At 40.7% G+C, this 17614-nt stretch carries 16 protein-coding genes and 8 tRNA genes; 8 read left to right on the plus strand and 16 right to left on the minus strand.

What is annotated here, in order from left to right:
- The first annotated feature begins 172 nt into the window (after window positions 1-172).
- A complete protein-coding gene (locus I6F44_RS03820) occupies window positions 173-1159 on the plus strand; it encodes an IS110 family transposase (RefSeq protein WP_121954350.1) in 987 nt (328 codons plus the stop codon).
- Window positions 1160-1206: 47 nt separating this feature from the next.
- Here I6F44_RS03820 and I6F44_RS03825 read toward each other — a convergent pair whose 3' ends face one another.
- Entirely contained in the window at window positions 1207-1893 is a 687-nt protein-coding gene (locus tag I6F44_RS03825; RefSeq protein WP_007586957.1) for a DUF3334 family protein, read from the minus strand.
- Between the two features lie 116 nt (window positions 1894-2009).
- Between I6F44_RS03825 and cmoA the strand changes: the two genes are divergently transcribed.
- The 5 genes from cmoA (at window position 2010) to I6F44_RS03850 (ending at window position 6357) form a co-directional block, all read left to right on the plus strand.
- Entirely contained in the window at window positions 2010-2735 is a 726-nt protein-coding gene (gene cmoA / locus I6F44_RS03830; RefSeq protein WP_007378000.1) for a carboxy-S-adenosyl-L-methionine synthase CmoA, read from the plus strand.
- A 12-nt stretch (window positions 2736-2747) separates the two neighbouring features.
- Window positions 2748-3716, plus strand: coding sequence for a tRNA 5-methoxyuridine(34)/uridine 5-oxyacetic acid(34) synthase CmoB (gene cmoB / locus I6F44_RS03835; RefSeq protein ID WP_007586955.1), 969 nt, complete (start codon window positions 2748-2750; stop codon window positions 3714-3716).
- A 190-nt stretch (window positions 3717-3906) separates the two neighbouring features.
- Entirely contained in the window at window positions 3907-4959 is a 1053-nt protein-coding gene (purM, locus tag I6F44_RS03840; protein WP_121954351.1) for a phosphoribosylformylglycinamidine cyclo-ligase, read from the plus strand.
- The gene (purN, locus tag I6F44_RS03845) at window positions 4959-5606 is read left to right on the plus strand and encodes a phosphoribosylglycinamide formyltransferase (protein ID WP_121954352.1); all 648 of its coding nucleotides are present in this window, start codon (window positions 4959-4961) and stop codon (window positions 5604-5606) included. The genes purM and purN overlap by 1 nt, the downstream gene beginning before the upstream one ends.
- Before the next feature lie 16 nt (window positions 5607-5622).
- Window positions 5623-6357 (plus strand): DUF3108 domain-containing protein, encoded by a 735-nt coding sequence (locus I6F44_RS03850; protein ID WP_007586948.1) that lies wholly within the window; start codon window positions 5623-5625, stop codon window positions 6355-6357.
- A gap of 38 nt (window positions 6358-6395) precedes the next feature.
- Here the strand turns inward: I6F44_RS03850 and I6F44_RS03855 are convergent, their stop codons facing one another.
- The gene (locus I6F44_RS03855) at window positions 6396-7160 is read right to left on the minus strand and encodes a class II glutamine amidotransferase (protein ID WP_024591316.1); all 765 of its coding nucleotides are present in this window, start codon (window positions 7158-7160) and stop codon (window positions 6396-6398) included.
- A 324-nt stretch (window positions 7161-7484) separates the two neighbouring features.
- On the opposite strand from I6F44_RS03855, the gene fadE reads away from it, so the two are divergent.
- Window positions 7485-9941 (plus strand): acyl-CoA dehydrogenase FadE, encoded by a 2457-nt coding sequence (gene fadE, locus I6F44_RS03860; RefSeq protein WP_121954353.1) that lies wholly within the window; start codon window positions 7485-7487, stop codon window positions 9939-9941.
- Here fadE and I6F44_RS03865 read toward each other — a convergent pair whose 3' ends face one another.
- The 13 genes from I6F44_RS03865 to dnaQ all read right to left on the minus strand — a co-directional run bounded on the left by I6F44_RS03865 (window position 9942) and on the right by dnaQ (window position 16102).
- Window positions 9942-11057, minus strand: a complete 1116-nt coding sequence (locus tag I6F44_RS03865) for a DUF6136 family protein (RefSeq protein WP_121954354.1) — start codon at window positions 11055-11057, stop codon at window positions 9942-9944.
- The gene (locus tag I6F44_RS03870) at window positions 11054-11644 is read right to left on the minus strand and encodes an ABC transporter ATP-binding protein (protein ID WP_121954355.1); all 591 of its coding nucleotides are present in this window, start codon (window positions 11642-11644) and stop codon (window positions 11054-11056) included. The genes I6F44_RS03865 and I6F44_RS03870 overlap by 4 nt, the downstream gene beginning before the upstream one ends.
- A gap of 291 nt (window positions 11645-11935) precedes the next feature.
- Window positions 11936-12664 carry a helix-turn-helix domain-containing protein gene (locus I6F44_RS03875; protein ID WP_197173324.1) on the minus strand — a complete coding sequence of 243 codons (729 nt, stop codon included), beginning with the start codon at window positions 12662-12664 and terminating at the stop codon, window positions 11936-11938.
- A 399-nt stretch (window positions 12665-13063) separates the two neighbouring features.
- A tRNA-Asp gene (locus I6F44_RS03880) sits at window positions 13064-13140 on the minus strand.
- A gap of 4 nt (window positions 13141-13144) precedes the next feature.
- A tRNA-Asp gene (locus tag I6F44_RS03885) sits at window positions 13145-13221 on the minus strand.
- 54 nt (window positions 13222-13275) lie between these two features.
- Window positions 13276-13352 (minus strand) — tRNA-Asp (locus tag I6F44_RS03890).
- 37 nt (window positions 13353-13389) lie between these two features.
- Window positions 13390-13466 (minus strand) — tRNA-Asp (locus tag I6F44_RS03895).
- Between the two features lie 38 nt (window positions 13467-13504).
- A tRNA-Asp gene (locus I6F44_RS03900) sits at window positions 13505-13581 on the minus strand.
- A 31-nt stretch (window positions 13582-13612) separates the two neighbouring features.
- Window positions 13613-13689, minus strand: a tRNA-Asp gene (locus I6F44_RS03905).
- A 41-nt stretch (window positions 13690-13730) separates the two neighbouring features.
- Window positions 13731-13807: transfer RNA gene (locus tag I6F44_RS03910), tRNA-Asp, on the minus strand.
- A 27-nt stretch (window positions 13808-13834) separates the two neighbouring features.
- Window positions 13835-13911, minus strand: a tRNA-Asp gene (locus tag I6F44_RS03915).
- 97 nt (window positions 13912-14008) lie between these two features.
- The gene (locus tag I6F44_RS03920) at window positions 14009-15379 is read right to left on the minus strand and encodes a TIGR03503 family protein (RefSeq protein WP_007586003.1); all 1371 of its coding nucleotides are present in this window, start codon (window positions 15377-15379) and stop codon (window positions 14009-14011) included.
- A 9-nt stretch (window positions 15380-15388) separates the two neighbouring features.
- On the minus strand, window positions 15389-16102 hold the full coding sequence (dnaQ, locus tag I6F44_RS03925; RefSeq protein ID WP_121955402.1) for a DNA polymerase III subunit epsilon: 714 nt from the start codon (window positions 16100-16102) through the stop codon (window positions 15389-15391).
- A gap of 68 nt (window positions 16103-16170) precedes the next feature.
- Between dnaQ and rnhA the strand changes: the two genes are divergently transcribed.
- Window positions 16171-16635, plus strand: coding sequence for a ribonuclease HI (gene rnhA, locus I6F44_RS03930; protein ID WP_007378210.1), 465 nt, complete (start codon window positions 16171-16173; stop codon window positions 16633-16635).
- 162 nt (window positions 16636-16797) lie between these two features.
- Here rnhA and I6F44_RS03935 read toward each other — a convergent pair whose 3' ends face one another.
- Window positions 16798-17583 (minus strand): class I SAM-dependent methyltransferase, encoded by a 786-nt coding sequence (locus I6F44_RS03935; protein WP_101217180.1) that lies wholly within the window; start codon window positions 17581-17583, stop codon window positions 16798-16800.
- Between the last annotated feature and the right edge of the window lie 31 nt (window positions 17584-17614).

Below are 17614 nucleotides of genomic sequence, written 5' to 3' on the forward strand. Positions count from 1 at the left end.
AGTGTTTAGCTAGCACTTGTCACATCGGGAAGACAGTGAGCTCGTACCCAACCAGAGTGTGAAAATGCTGTGACGTAGATTGAGCCCTGACTTCCTAACCTCCATTAAACTGAATGGTATCCTAGCGCCCCAACTAAGGGTGACGCTGCATGTACAAGGGGAGTAGATAGAGATGAAAGCTTTTATTGGCATTGATGTGGGTAAAGAAAAGTTAGATATTTCCTGGCTACGCGATGTAGTCAAAAGTAAAAAGAAAACGAAGATTTTTAAAAATAACCCGCAGGGCTATCAAGAGTTAGTTGCCTGGTTGATAAAGAATACAAATTTAGAAGCACAAGATATTGTTATTACAACAGAGCCCATAGGTGTTTATAGCGAGCCGCTGATGTATTTCCTATATGAGCAAGGATTTATTTTATTACATGTAAATCCTGGTAAAGCAAAACAGTACGCAAGTTCATTAGGGCTTGTCCATAAGACAGACAAGTCAGACGCCACAATGCTTGCTCGTTATGGTCATGACCAACAGCACTCACTTTTAAGTTGGCAGCCTGAGCCTGTTGAAGCGAGAGAGTTAAAAGTAATGGCGCGTAGACTTGAAGCACTTGAGCAAGACTTACGTCGCGAAGAAAATCGTTATGAAGCTGTTGGTTTCTCAGGTGCATCTACTCGAGTTACTCAGTCAATTGAAGATATGATAGCTGCACTAAAAACTGAGATAGGCAAGCTAAAAAATGACATTGATGAGCATATTGATAGACACCCACAATTAAAAAAGAACCGCCAATTGCTTCAAAGTATCAAAGGTGTTGGAGATGTAATATCACGTATGATGGTGTCCTTGATGGCATGTAAACAGTTTAAAAATGCCAAGCAATTAGCTTGTTACTTAGGCTTAATACCTAAGCTTAATGAGTCAGGCAAACGGGCTGGAAAAACAACCTTAAGCAAAGAAGGGCCTGGGTATATAAGGGCTAAATTGTATATGGCTGCTGTAGTAGCTGTACAACATAATCCAGATATAAAAGCCCAAAATAAGCGATTAGTGGAGCAAGGTAAAACAAAAATGCAGGCAATTGGTGCTGCAATGAGAAAGCTGACACATATCTGTTTTGGTGTTGTGAAGAATCAAACTGAATATCAGCCCCAAGCTATTTAAAGAAAGCTTGAGGCTGGTTAGAAGAGATGGTATCTACGTAAATAGGCTTAAAGTCCTAAGCCTGCCATAAAATCATCATCGGCATCGTCTTGCTCTACTGCGGTAGATGCTTTTTCTTTATCCGCTTTTTTACGTGCTTCGTTTTCAATTATGTCATCAGGGTCTAGTGCTTCTGCAATATCAAAGTCGTGTAATTTAATAAACTCTGTTTTATCCATCGCTAATTCCAAGTAAAAGATATTTTGTTTACTTGTAGTGAATGTTACGCGGCGGGCTTGCGGGCGATCCATGGTGGTATCTACCGATATTTGCACTTGCTTGTTTATTGCCATCATTTTTGGCTGGTTTTGCGTAATTGAAGTATGTAACTGCTCGCGCACTTTAGACGTAAAGTCGCCAACAATTTGATTCATCAACTCGCCTAGTACGTTTGATACGTCGTCTGATAAATGGCTATGCGCTATTTCATCTTCTGGCATCCCCATGTTGCGCATGTAATCGCCATAAATTTCCATCGCCGCTTGCGAAGTAAAGTTGGTAATTACAAGCCCTGTAAAACCGCCGTCAAATAAAACAAAGCAGCCAATATCTGGTCGCATACATGTACGTGTTATTTTTTGCACCATGGCTGAGTAGCTAATACCATTACCGCTGGCTGAAGTGAGTACGCCTGTCACTGAATGACAAAGGGTTGCTAATATATCGTCTGTGCTGATGACCTTACTTTTGCTCATTTAATCTTCTCTTTTATACTTATTATTCATAATTCTAGTCAAGCTACTGAATTTATCACTGACTATCCAGTATAAAATGTTAAAATAGCGCCATTATTTACAAAGAGACTGCCTTCGTGACCATAAAAGACAGTATTTATGCCTCTGAGCAACAAGTAAAAGATTTTAGCTTTGACCAAAATGTAGTCGAAGTTTTTCCAGATATGATTCAGCGCTCGGTACCGGGCTACGCAACTATTGTCAGTACAATGGGTAAGCTTGCGGGTGAGTATGCACAAAGTAACTCAAATCTTTATGATTTAGGCTGTTCACTGGGTGCAGTAACGCTTAGCATGCGACGAAATATTCGCACCGATAACTGCCATATAATAGCGGTAGATAATTCTCAAGCTATGGTTGAGCGTTGTAAGGTACATTTACAAGGTTTTAAATCAGATGTGCCTGTTACTGTTACTTTGGGCGATATTAACGAGCTTGAGATTCAAAACGCCTCAGTAGTAGCAATGAACTTTACTTTGCAGTTTATTCCACATGCGCAGCGCCAAGCTGTGCTTGAAAAAATATATGCTAATTTAAAACCTGGCGGCGTATTACTGTTAAGCGAAAAAATTAAAGCTGAAAACGAGCAATGCGACAATTTATTGATTGATTTGCACCACGACTTTAAACGACACAATGGTTACTCTGAGCTTGAAATAAGCCAAAAGCGTACCGCCATCGAAAACGTTATGCGCCCAGATACACTAAGCGCTCACTTTACTCGCTTACAAGATATTGGTTTTAGCCAAACTCAAGTGTGGTATCAATGTTTTAATTTTTGCTCAATGGTAGCAATTAAATAAAGAGAGTCATCCATGTCTCAATGGTTTAACCAATTTTACGCATCTATCGCACAAAGCCCACTTAGTCATTGGCTAGAAACCTTGCCTGCACAATTAAAACATTGGCAAAACGAGGCTAGCCACGGTGATTTACCTAAATGGCAAAAAGTACTTAAAAACTTGCCAGAGGTGGCTACAACACACGTTGATATTTCTACTAAGGTAGAAATTGGCGCACCAGGGGAGATGAGTGATGGCGAGCAAAAGCAAGCCATGCATTTATTAAAACGCATGATGCCATGGCGCAAAGGCCCATTTAGTGTGCATGGTATTGAAATAGACACAGAGTGGCGCAGTGATTGGAAGTGGGACCGCCTGCTTCCTCATATTGAGCCATTAAAAGGCCGCACCGTATTAGATATTGGTTGTGGCTCAGGTTATCATTTATGGCGTATGCGCGGTGAAGGCGCAGAGTTTGTAGTGGGTATTGATCCGTCTGATTTATTTTTATGTCAGTTTCAGGCAATTAAACACTACAACCCAGACGAAAACGTGCATTTACTGCCACTAGGCGTTGAAGCATTACCTGAGCTTAAAGCGTTTGATACGGTTTTTTCGATGGGCGTACTTTATCATCGTCGCTCACCTATCGACTTTTTAGCGCAGTTAAAAGCCCAGCTTCGCCCCGGCGGCGAACTCGTACTTGAAACGCTAGTAATTGAAGGTGATGAAAACACAGTATTAGTGCCTACCGACCGCTACGCTAAAATGCGCAACGTTTGGTTTATTCCAAGTACTGCAGCATTAAAACTGTGGATGGAACGCGTTGGCTTTAAAGATGTACAAATAAAAGATTGCGCTATTACCACGCTTGAAGAACAACGCAAAACAGACTGGATGGAAAACGAATCGTTAATCGACTTTTTAGATCCAAACGATACAAGTAAAACAATTGAAGGCTACCCCGCTCCACTTCGAGCCATATTAACCGCAAAAGCATAGCTGTTAATTTAACGCCTTTAATACTAAAAAAACGCCTATGGGCGTTTTTTTGTTTATTTAAACAACAGACAGCGGACAAGTGTCCTTGTTAATTATTTCAAAATTACATTTGAGCTAGCCGCGACCTTGCAATTGTTGTAAAATACGCGCGTTTCTAAGCAACCCAAAACAACTATTTTGAGGAAAACCTGTGAGCGAACAAAAACAGTCTCTAAGCTATAAAGACGCGGGCGTAGATATCGACGCTGGTAATGCACTTGTTGAGCGTATTAAAGGCGTAGTTAAAAAAACTCGTCGTCCTGAAGTAATGGGCGGAATTGGTGGTTTTGGCGCACTTTGCGAAATTCCTGAAGGCTACAAGCAACCAGTATTAGTTGCAGGCACAGATGGCGTTGGTACTAAACTACGTTTAGCAATCGACTTAAAAAAACACGATACTGTTGGTATTGATTTAGTTGCGATGTGTGTAAACGACTTAATTGTTCAAGGTGCTGAACCCCTGTTTTTTCTAGATTACTATGCAACTGGTAAACTAGATGTAGACACAGCAGCTGACGTAGTTACAGGTATTGGCAAAGGTTGTGAAATTTCAGGTTGTGCCCTAATTGGTGGCGAAACAGCTGAAATGCCAGGTATGTATGATGGTGAAGACTACGACATGGCAGGCTTTTGTACAGGCGTTGTAGAAAAATCTAAAATTATTGATGGCACAAAAGTAGCAGCAGGCGATCAGCTTATTGCACTTGCTTCAAGCGGCCCTCATTCAAATGGCTTCTCTTTAATTCGTAAAGTACTTGAAGTGTCAAAAGCTGATACCAGCGCTGAATTTGAAGGTAAAACTTTAGGCGAAACCTTACTTGAGCCTACGCGTATTTACGTAAAACCTTTACTTGAGTTATTCAAAAACGTTGACGTACATGCGCTTTCGCATATTACTGGCGGCGGTTTTTGGGAAAACATTCCACGCGTATTACCCGCTTCAGCAAAAGCTGTAGTTAAAGGTGATAGCTGGCAGTGGCCACCTATTTTTAACTGGTTACAAGAAAACGGTAATATTACTACACACGAAATGTACCGTACATTTAACTGTGGTGTAGGTATGGTTTTAGTAGTTCCTGCAGACAAACTTGAGCAAAGCTTAACAATGCTAAAAGACTTGGGCGAAAATGCATGGCACCTTGGTGAAATTCAAGATGCAGCAGCTGGCGAAGAGCAAGTTGAAATTGTAGGTGGTGCTAAGTAATGGCACCAACTCGTCTGGTAGTTTTAATCTCAGGTAGTGGCTCTAATTTACAAGCCATCATAGATGCCTGCGAACGTGGCGAGATAAACGGACATATAGCGGCTGTTATTAGTAACAAAGCAGACGCTTATGGCCTAGAGCGTGCAAAACAAGCAGGTATTGCTACAAAAGTGCTCAGTCATAAAGATTTTGACTCGCGCGAAGCGTACGATGCGCAATTAATGAACGTTATCGACTCTTTTATGCCAAATCTAGTTGTATTAGCTGGGTTTATGCGTATTCTTACTCCTGGCTTAGTGCAAAAATATGTTGGAAAAATGTTGAACATTCATCCATCTTTGTTGCCTAAGTATCAGGGGCTGAATACCCACCAAAGAGCAATTGATGCAAAAGACGATGTTCATGGCGTAAGTGTTCACTTTGTTACTGAAGAATTAGACGGCGGTCCCGTTATTCTTCAGGCGCAAATACCTGTACTCAAGGATGATACAGCAGAAACATTAGCAAAACGCGTGCATGAGCAAGAGCATATAATTTATCCTTTGGTGGTCAAGTGGTTCAGTGAACACAGACTTACTATGGAAGCAGATTATGCAGTTCTTGACAAAAAACAACTTCCTGCACACGGCGCGCACTACTCACAATAAAAAAATAAGTGCCCTGTTGTTATGTGCGGGCGCTTTACTTCCAACTAGCCTAATTGCAGGCGAATTGACCCAATATCAAGCTAACTACGATATTTTACGCAAAGGTAAAAATCATGGTGAGGCTGTTCGTGAGCTCAAAAAAATGGGCGACGATACTTATGAACTAACATACCACAGCAATATTGAGTGGATGATTTTCTCTGATTCTCGTGAAGAAACATCAAAGTTTACCTTTAAAGATGGCAAGGTTACCCCGCATCATTACAATATGATCCGCACCGGTACAGGCCCAGATAAAGATTATAAAATTGATTTTGATACAACAAACAAAGTAGTGACTAGCAGCGCTAGCGAATACCCACTTAAATGCGAATGGACTGATGAATTTCAGGATGCTATTTCATACCAAGTGCAAGTGCGCGAAGGATTGAAAAAAGGCGAAACGAGCTTTTCATTCCCGCTTATAGACAAAAAAGGTAACCGCCGCGACTACAACTTTGAAGTTGTTGAAAAAGAGATGATCTCCCTACCTATCGGTAATGTAGAAGCCATTAAAGTAAAACGTTTATACGATAACGATAAACGCCAAGCAATTGCATGGTTTGCGCCAGAAATGGATTACATGCTGGTACGTATGTGGAAAGGCGAAAAAGGTATGGAGCAGTTTGAAGTTCAAATGAATTCATTTACTGTTACTGCGCCTACAGCTGTTGCGCCTGCAACAGCACAACAACCTCAAGAAGCTAACTAAATTTAATTAAACTAAAGTTAATATTTAAAATAGGTGGGCTAAATTAGCTCACCCATTTTAAACAATGCAAATTCCCCCGGCTCCATTTTTTGCCAACGCTCATCATTCGTCAAAGGCCTTGTAGCTATAACTGTTACTACATCGTTTGGTGTAGTCTCTTGTTGAAAATCAACCACCATGTCGGCATCAATCAACGTTGCTTTACCAAATGGCGCACGGCGCGTTATGTAATGTAAGTTATTAGTGCAATACGCTAAAACAAACACCCCGTCGGTCAATAACATATTAAACACCCCTTTTTCACGAAGGGTATGCGAAAGCTTAGCGGCGTATCTAAAAACCGACGCCATATTACTTGGACGCTTTGGGTATTTTTCACGAATTTTATCAAGTAACCAACAAAAAGCGAGTTCGCTATCGGTGTTACCTACTGGGCGATAGTACTGCGGTTTTAAATCATGATAATTAGATAGCTGCCCGTTATGAGCGTAAGTAAGCTCGCGCCCCCATAACTCTCGCGTAAAAGGATGAGTATTTTCAAGGCATACTCTCCCGCGGTTACCTTGGCGAATATGGCTAATAACCGAGACACTTTTAATGGGGTATGCTTTGACGAGCTTTGCAATTTCAGATTGATAACTCGGCTCAGGATCTTTAAAGGTTCTACAGCCTTTACCTTCGTAAAATGTAATACCCCAACCATCTTTATGTGGTCCCGTGTTTCCGCCACGCTCTAAAAGGCCTGAAAAACTAAAACAAATATCGGTAGGCACATTGGCTGACATGCCAAGTAATTCACACATTAATAAAATAACCCTTAAAAACCATACATTAAAATAAATAGCGTTATATTTGTGTATTAAGCGTACACTAATTTGCAGCCCGCTATAACGGCTATACTTACTTAAAAAGTGTCATTTTGCTATTAGATTTATTTATTTTTACGTTAACACTACTTACGGTTAATGCTTTGACTATACGATAGTTATTGTGCGTTCCTCTGTCGGGTAATTAAATATCGTATTTAAGTTACTTTCTACTACAATTTAACATCGTTATGTACTTGAAAATTACTGTTACTAGCGCTACTCTAAGTGAGGTGGTCTGACCTCTATTAAGGAATAAAAATGACACTCATATTTACACTGGTTCTAATCGCGTTGCTTTGCACTGCGGTTTACCACAGAGCAAGTTGGAACACAGCACTTGGTGTTTCGGCTATAACTTTATTAATTGGTACCTTTGCAGGTGCTTTTGGTTTAATTAGCTGGTTGATCTTTTTGATCATCGCGGTTCCTCTTTCTGTTACTGGCCTTCGTCAGCAATATATCATCAAGCCTATTTTTGCTACGTTTAAAAAAGTAACGCCAAGCATGTCTGATACTGAAAAATCAGCTATTGATGCCGGTACGACGTGGTGGGAAGCTGACTTATTTTGCGGTAACCCAGATTGGAAAAAACTTCACCAATACCCAGTTCCTAAACTTACTATTGAAGAGCAAGCCTTTGTTGATGGCCCTGTTGAAGTAGTATGTAGCATGTTGGACGATTGGGAAGCAACGCACGAGTTAACCGACCTTCCTCAAGATGTATGGCAATATCTAAAAGATAATAAATTCTTTGCCATGATCATCAAAAAAGAATACGGCGGTTTAGAGTTTTCTGCATTTGCACAGTCTTGTGTACTTCAAAAACTAACAAGTAAATCAACATTACTTTCGTCAATTGTGGGTGTACCGAACTCTTTAGGCCCAGGTGAATTATTACAACACTATGGTACAAAAGAGCAAAAAGATCATTACTTACCGCGCCTAGCGAGCGGTCAAGAAATTCCATGTTTTGCATTAACTTCGCCAGAAGCGGGTTCTGATGCAAGTTCAATTCCAGACTACGGTGTGGTATGTAAAGGGCAATGGAATGGTGAAGAGGTTGTGGGTGTTAGTTTAACGTGGAATAAGCGTTACATTACACTTGCCCCAGTGGCTACCGTGCTTGGACTTGCGTTTAAATTACAAGATCCAGACGGCCTAATTGGCGACAATAAAGAGCCAGGCATTACATGTGCACTTATTCCAACGGATACTCCTGGAGTAGAAATTGGTCGTAGACACTTCCCACTAAACGTACCATTTCAAAATGGCCCTACTCGCGGTAAAGACATTTTCGTACCACTTGATTATATTATTGGTGGTCCAGATATGGCTGGTCAAGGCTGGCGCATGTTGGTTGAATGTTTATCGGTTGGTCGTGCAATTACATTGCCGTCAAACTCTGCCGGTGGCATTAAAATGATTGCTATTGCGACAGGTGCTTATAGCCGCATTCGTCGTCAGTTCCGTTTACCTATAGGTAAAATGGAAGGTGTTGAAGAGTCACTTGCTAAATTAGCTGGTTACGCTTACAGCTCTGATGCTGCGGTTAGTATGTCTACGGGTGCTGTTGATTTAGGCGAAAAGCCATCTGTTGTTTCTGCCATTATTAAATACCACCTGACAGAGCAAATGCGTGATGCAACTATTCATGCAATGGATGTACTTGGCGGTAAGGGCATCATGCTTGGGCCAAATAACTATTTAGGTCGTGGCTATCAAGGTGCACCTATTGCCATTACCGTTGAAGGTGCAAACATCTTGACCCGTAATATGATTATTTATGGTCAAGGTGCTATTCGCTGTCATCCATTTGTACTTACCGAGCTAGGTGCGTGCGAAATTGAAGACCGTGAAGAAGCGCTTAGCGTATTTGATAAAGCGCTAATGGGTCACATTGGTTTTACTATGTCGAACCTTGTACGTACTAAGTGGCTTGCTCTTACCGGCGCTCGTTTTACAAGTGTGCCGTACAACGACGAAACCGCTGAGTTTTACCGTATAGCGTCACGCTTTAGTGCATCACTTGCTCTTATGTCAGACATTAGCATGGCAGTATTTGGTGGTTCACTAAAACGTAAAGAACGTATTTCAGCACGTTTAGGTGACTTACTTAGTTACTTATACTTAGTGTCTGCAACGCTTAAGCGTTACAACGACGAAGGCCGTAAAAAAGAAGATTTTGCTCTAGTAAAATGGAGTTGCCAAGATCACCTTTACCATTGCCAACGTGCACTTGCTGATTTAATTAATAACATGCCTTCGGCTCCACTACGTGCCGTGTTAAAAGTATTGTTATTCCCGTTTGGTCGCCCGGTTCGTAAACCAACTGACCAACTTGAGCATAAACTTGCGCAACTACTACAAGTACCTAGCGAAACGCGTAACCGTTTAGCAAGCTATGTATACTTAACAAATGAGCCGCTCAACCTTGTAGGTCGTCAAGAGCAAACGCTTAAAGACGTACTTGCTGTTGAGCCATTATTTGACCGTGTATGCAAAGAAAAAGGTCTTAAACTGCCATTCTTCCAGCTTGATAAAGTAGCGCAAATGGGGCTTGAAGCAGGCATATTAAGCCAAGCAGAGGCTGATAAACTAGCTGCTGTTGAGCAATCGCGTTTAGATGTTATTAACGTTGATGACTTCGACCCTGCTGACTTACTTGCAGGCAAAGCCGCACGTAATAGCGTTAAAAAAGAAGCTGATGCTGCTTAACTAATTTAGTAAAGCAAGCACCCCAGCTGTAAAAAAAATCCAAACCAGCGCATAATGCGCTGGTTTTTTTTGTGCAAAATTAACCTGCAACAAACACCACGGTAAACCTAAACTCAACAAAATAATGTTTAATCTCTCAAACGTAATGCTGTAAGTTACAAAGGTCGCTAAAAACAACAGCATACTAGGTATAAACTGGCTAATATAAAACGTCCGTGCTTTTTGGCATGTATTAAAAAACAAGCGATATTGTGCATAAATTTTAGCGCAATCAAATTGTAATGAGCTGCAAAATAATACAATAAAAGCCATCGCCACAGCATCAAGTATATTAACGAGATCAGCACGCTCAGCGACTAACGTAGTCGAGGCCATAAACACACATAAAAGTAACGACATACGCCATACCAGTGTCCAGCTATGGTTTATAAAGTAGCAAAACCAAAAGCCAAATAATGACCGAACACTGACATGCCCATTTATATTAACTCTAGGTATAAGCAAGCTAATGCTAAAGATGATTGAAAAAACAATATGATAAATAAGCGGCGGTATGTTGATGGGAGTGAATAAAAAAAGGCCGCTTAACATAAAACCATAAACTAGTGCGCTAGGTTTGTATAAACACACAATGCCTAATCCTAACTGAATAAACATAAATACTATAAAATGCGGCACCTTTAACCACTGTTCAAAGGTAAGATCAAGCGCTATCAACAAACTAGCGATAAGCCAGCCATTGCTGATAAATAACAATTTAATATCGGCAAGGTGAAGCCAGCTAGGGTGAGCGATCGTAAGTTGAAACAGCCGTTGGTTACTATTTTTAATCGCCAGTTTCATTGCGCTTATCATCACGCTTTGCAATAACAAGTAAAATAGTGCCATTTGCGCGCCATATAAAGGCGTATCTGCACTATCTATAATTTTCCCTAAGCCTAAAAAAAGCAATAATACAAAACCAAGAGCGGATGATCCCAACACCACTAAAAATAACAAACCAAAGTTTTTTAGCTGTTGAAGCAATTGCTTAAGCTCAAACGTGTACGCTAAATACCGGTAACCTATAAACGCGAGATACTGATTAAGTTTGCTTTTTATGCTTATGATACTCATAGCGAGACACACTTAAAACCATGCTCAATAAACACAGCGGGCTCGTGGCAAGTAATGATAATTTGCCCATTGGGTTTGTCAGCCAAATAAGCATCGAGTTGGCTTAAAAGAGTGTGAATACTGGTTTGATCGAGCGCAGCACTTGGCTCATCTAATAATAAATAAGGTGATTTACGCATTAATGCTAAAATTAGCTGGCATTTTTTTTGATTGCCCGACGACAGTGCTTCGAATCGCGTATTTAAAAATGCATTAAAGTTAAACCCGTTAACCAGCGAATGGGGCCAATCGCAACCTAATGTGTTAACAGATAAATCAATAATTTGATTTGCAGTTAAAAAATCTGGTAACGCAATACGGTCACTGGCAATTGCTACGGTTTTTGTTGGAGTGTTCAATCGGCTACCAGCGAATAAAAGTGAACCACTTTGGGGCTTTTCGAGTCCTGCTAGCATCATAAGTAATGTCGTTTTTCCATGGCCGTTAGGCGCTTCAATACACCCCTTTTGATCTGAAAAAACTTTATTGTAATCCTTAAAAACAACATTGCCTGTAAATTGCTTATTTAAGCCTATAACCTCAATCATAAACATCCCTCTAAATTAATTATTTATTATAAGAGTTCTGTTATGAGAAACAGTTCATGATTGAAGTAATATTTTAGCTAATAGCGCTAAACAGTTTATAAAAAAGGATCAAGGCTTAGCTCCCCCTGATACAGTCTCTGTCATTAATAAGTATTTTAATAATAACATGTTTGTTAAAGGCAATTTTATTCAGTATGACCCCATAGGAAGCCTTTGGCTAATACATGCACTCTACCTGAAAGTTTTTTGCTATAAATATAATGAAAAATTACTATAACTTATTTAAACTTATTACTGACAGCTTGTTAACCTTGGCTGTAACACTGAAAGCACCAAACCAAACACAGCAGCAAAAAGGCCTAAAAACTCAAGCCAACTATTACCCATATGTTCAATCGTATGTGGCTCCACCTTCACTAAAAGATAAACTCTCTTACCACCCTCAACCTTTTCTACAAATGACTCACCGACATACTCACCCATTAACTTGTAAAGCTCTTTACGCCTAACCTGCATTTCATAACGCCCCTCTTTGAATGCATTACTTTTACCTGGGATAAATAGTGTATAGTCCCTCCAATTTTCAAAAATATCTTGAGGTTCATCTGCTCTCACCACACCGAATGATTTGTACTCATAAAAGTTTTCGTTAAATACATCATTTTTATACCCTGAATAAAATAACGCACAACCAATAGATATTAAAAACATAGCCAAGTAAATAAACTTACATTGCGTGGCCGAGTTTTTCACTGTTTTATTTTTATACCACTGTTCGACATCCGGTATTTGTATTAACCTAGCTTTATCATGACTGGATACGAGGGGTTCCATAAACTTATCAATTGAAAGATCTAATGCTATCAATAAGGATCTAAATATTTCATTTGAGGGAATTGATTTATCGTTTTCAAGTTTTGATAAATAACTTTGCTCTATCCCCGCCTGCTCTGCAAATTCAGGCTGGCTCAATTTTTTGTCATTTCTTAGCTGCTTTAGTTGTTGACCTAATGTACTCATTTTAGTGCTTCCGTTTTTAAAGTGAGACTAGATTCTTGGCTATTCATGCAGATATAAAAAGCTGAATATTAAAGAATAAGCTGGAATATTAGCAGGTTAGTATAAAGGAGTCGATCTGGTAGCTGATAGCTGATAGCTGATAGCTGATAGCTGATAGCTGATAGCTGATAGCTGATAGCTGATAGCTGATAGCTGATAGCTGATAGCTGATAGCTGATAGCTGATAGCTGATAGCTGATAGCTGATAGCTGATAGCTGATAGCTGATAGCTGATAGCTGATAGCTGATAGCTGATAGCTGATAGCTGATAGCTGATAGCTGATAGCTGATAGTCAAAGAATGTTTTATTTAATTATTTAATCAAGGGTTTTATAAACTTATTATTGAGGAAATAACAAGTGGCGGAGTGGACGGGACTCGAACCCGCGACCCCCGGCGTGACAGGCCGGTATTCTAACCAACTGAACTACCACTCCNNNNTGGCGGAGTGGACGGGACTCGAACCCGCGACCCCCGGCGTGACAGGCCGGTATTCTAACCAACTGAACTACCACTCCGCAGTGGTATGTGCATGGGGTAATGCACTTACTAATTTTAATCATGATATCAAATGGCGGAGTGGACGGGACTCGAACCCGCGACCCCCGGCGTGACAGGCCGGTATTCTAACCAACTGAACTACCACTCCGCAGAGATATCATTATACTTGTTATTACTTAATCTGTTGGCGGAGTGGACGGGACTCGAACCCGCGACCCCCGGCGTGACAGGCCGGTATTCTAACCAACTGAACTACCACTCCAGCATACAAATTTTGTAATATAACATTGTTTAAATAGTTGGCGGAGTGGACGGGACTCGAACCCGCGACCCCCGGCGTGACAGGCCGGTATTCTAACCAACTGAACTACCACTCCAGCGCATATTTAAACTGTTATTTTTTCTTATTGGCGGAGTGGACGGGACTCGAACCCGCGACCCCCGGCGTGACAGGCCGGTATTCTAACCAACTGAACTACCACTCCATAATAAGAATATGTTTTACAACCATACGTTGTGTAAGTGTTGGCGGAGTGGACGGGACTCGAACCCGCGACCCCCGGCGTGACAGGCCGGTATTCTAACCAACTGAACTACCACTCCAGCTTTTACTTACAAGTTTTACGAAAATGGCGGAGTGGACGGGACTCGAACCCGCGACCCCCGGCGTGACAGGCCGGTATTCTAACCAACTGAACTACCACTCCATATTTCCGTTGCTGTTTAGGTCTCCCTGACAGCGGCGTGAATAATACGAACCAACCCCTATTTCGTCAAGGGCTTTTTTGTTTTTTTATAGGTTTTTTAGTCATCTGTCATCGAAAGGTTTAAAATTTCACCTGATCTGTCATTTTTTGAGCCATTTTTACCGACTTGATTTTTTCCTGTGTCGGCAACATCACCTTCACTTGTTTTCTTTTTCTTTAAAAAAGGCAGCTTCACTTTAAATTTAATCGGTTTTTTCTGAACAAATATACGAATTAACAACCAACCGAGTAATAAAATGAGCGTATTGCAGCCTACAATTAAACTAATAATTGTAGATGTGGCCATTTTTTCTTCAACAGGCTCACTCTCAATCATTTTATCTGGCGTAATAATCGTTGCCGGATCAATTTCGGGCACCGCTTCTATGGGTCGTTCTATCTCAAATTTATACGTTGGTAGCGTTGCCATAAATTCACGACCATTAATATTAGTCCCAAAAACTGACAGCTCAACGCTATATCTACCCCAATCATAATTTTTAACACTAAGTTGTCGTGAGTCTTTAGCAGCAGCATCTATGGTAAACATTTGCTCTTCGTTATTGGGATAGTAGATTTTTCCCTGGATGATGACTGTTTCTGGCTTAACAATACTTGGGTCTATATTTATAGTTAACAGATGCTCGTCTGTGTCTTGCTCTGCTAACGCGACTTCGGTTACAAAAGGTGGCTCGTGCACTTCTATTGTATTTTGCACAATGCGACGCTGCAGCAGAGGTGTTGCCACGTAAAGTTCTGGTGTCCATTCACCCGCAGGGAAATCTAAAGTAAACTCGCCGGTAAATACACCATCTTTAGGGCGCTCATCAAATCCACGTCCATCGTCTTTAAATTCAGCTACTTCTTGAATGCCTGCGCCAAAGTTAGCAAAGTTTTCATTGTTGGTACTTACAAAGTCAACATTAAGGCTCACAACATCTCTAAATAGGTTTGTATTAATTGGCTCACCGTCATTTAGTATTTTTCCGGTGATTTTTATTGTCTCCCCCCTAAACAACATTGAAGGAAGAGGCTCTGCTTCAAGAGATATCTCGCCTAATACAACTATTCTGCTGTCGGGTAAAATACTGCCTATTACTTGCCAAGGACCTGCCATAGGTTTTTTTATGGTTACTAAATCGTAGCTGAGTTCATCAAACCAATCTAAGTTAGGGTTTTTAACTGAGTCAGTAGCAAAGTACTTACTGCCATCGGGCCTCACTAAAATAACAGCAGGTGCACCTGATTTTCTAAAAAAAAGCAGTGTTATTTCATCTATTTTGCTATCTATGCGAAAACGATTATCAAGTAAAGGGATCTCATTTTGATGCCCATCGCGCTTGAGCACTTCTACTTGTTTTACGCCATATGCATTGCCAGTAAATAAACTAGCTGCACATAACGCTGTTACAAAATACATCGTTTTCATTAAATCGCCTTATTCAGCGCGCCATATACATTGGCCGCCTTCTTTGTTTACAAGATCTAATCGTGCTTCGTGTGCGCTTTGCTCAGCGTCGCTTGCCCGCAGAACAACTAATGGGGCTCTATCACTATTTAAACGCTTTATACCGCCCTTCTGTTGCTCGCTGCCGTCATCTTTATTTTGATTCAAATTTAGCTTTGTTTGACCACCCGTCATGGCAAGGTACACATCGGCTAAAATCTCAGAATCCAGTAGCGCGCCGTGAAGCGTTCGTTTACCGTTATCTACATCGTAACGACGACATAATGCATCAAGGTTGTTCTTTTGACCTGGATGCAAGTCACGCGCCATTTTAAGCGTGTCGAGAACTTGACAAAAAGTATTTGTTTTAGGGTAGCCCTGATTAAGCAGCGCAAATTCGTTATCCATATGACCAACATCGAACGGGGCGTTATGAATAACTAACTCTGCCCCTTCAATATAGTCGAAAAACTCTTGGGCAATTTGATGAAACAACGGTTTATCACGTAAAAATTCGTTAGTGATACCGTGAACGTCGATTGCTTCTTCTTCGCTTGGGCGTTGTGGGTTTATGTAAACATGAAAATTATTGCCTGTTAAACGGCGATTTACTAACTCCACACACCCAATTTCTATAATACGGTGCCCTTGTTTAGGGTCGATGCCGGTGGTTTCTGTATCTAAAACTATTTGTCTACGTGCCATATCGAATTTAGCCTGATTCTGGTATCTTTCTATAATCACTTTATTGTACATAAGATCAAGGTAAAACAGTGCAAAAAACCGTAGAGATTTACACCGATGGCTCATGTTTAGGTAATCCAGGCCCCGGCGGTTATGGTATTTTTATGATTTATAACGGCCACGAAAAAGAAATGAGCCAAGGTTATAAACTCACAACGAATAACCGAATGGAAATGCTCGCGGCTATTGTAGCCCTAGAATCACTCACTCGAGAATGCGAAGTAAATCTAACAACCGATAGCCAATATGTTAAGCAAGGTATTGAATCGTGGATCACTAACTGGAAAAAACGTGGCTGGTTAACATCAGCTAAAAAGCCGGTTAAAAACGTCGATTTATGGAAACGCCTAGATAAAGCCTGTAGCGAGCACAATGTAACCTGGAAATGGGTTAAAGGGCATAGCGGCCATAAGTACAACGAAATAGTTGACGATTTAGCGCGCGATGCCGCTGGCAGTAAAGATTTACTAGAAGATGTAGGCTACCAGCCTTAATTTTTTCTAAGCTAGTTGTTATACCAATTTTATTAAAAACATGTTCATTCTATTGCATTAAATAACTCACTAACTGCGTTAAAAATCATTCATATAGAACAACTACATGTCACAATTTTCGCCTTGTTAATGTGCTATTTTCTTAGCGCTATAATAGATCACTTATTTAATGCAATTGGTATTATTTTCTTGCTCGCACGATTTAAAGTGTTGCTTTGACGTTTGTCTAAGCCCTGCCCCTTTTACTGGCGCAAACTGCGGCCTTGCATGCCACTTAGGTTTTATTGGCGTAAGTGGCGCAACTCTTTTTCGTGCCACCAGCATATAAACACTGCCCATCGGTTTTAAATACTGTTTTGCAAAAGTCCGCCAAAACTCAAATCTTGATAGCCTATTACCTCTTGCCAGTGATGAATAAATAAAACGTTCGTCACTTACAATTTCAAAACCAAGTAAGTTTAGCCAATCTTTAACCCGTGCGGGTGTAAAAAAGCGCCCCGTCCATGGTAATTTCTGACCACTAAAAGGCAGCATTTGTGCAAGTCCGCACAAACTAAACGGATTAAATCCCGTAATTACTATATAGCCGCCCGGAATAAGTGTGCGATGTGCTTCTCGTAAAATGTGATGTGGGTCTGAATGATACTCTAAGCAGTGACTTAGTATGCATGCATCAATACTGTGCTCGTAAAATGGCAGTTCATCTATGTCAGCAACTACCCCAGTGTAAGGCCCAGGCTCTGCAACACACACCTGGTGTTTAATCGTACTTATACTTGTATTTAATTCGCCACTTAAATTACCTAGCTTAAGCATATGATAGCCAAACATACGCGGCAGCCATTGCTCCATTTTGCGTTCAATATCTTTGCGCAAATAATCCCCATGAGGAAACTGTTGCCACGACAGTGGTTTGGGTCCTTCTTGAAAACTAAGGGCTGGTTTCATTTTTTGAGCTCGTTATACTATGCGGTAAGTG

The sequence above is a fragment of the Pseudoalteromonas sp. NZS11_1 genome, from assembly GCF_015864275.1.
GTDB lineage: Bacteria > Pseudomonadota > Gammaproteobacteria > Enterobacterales > Alteromonadaceae > Pseudoalteromonas > Pseudoalteromonas arctica.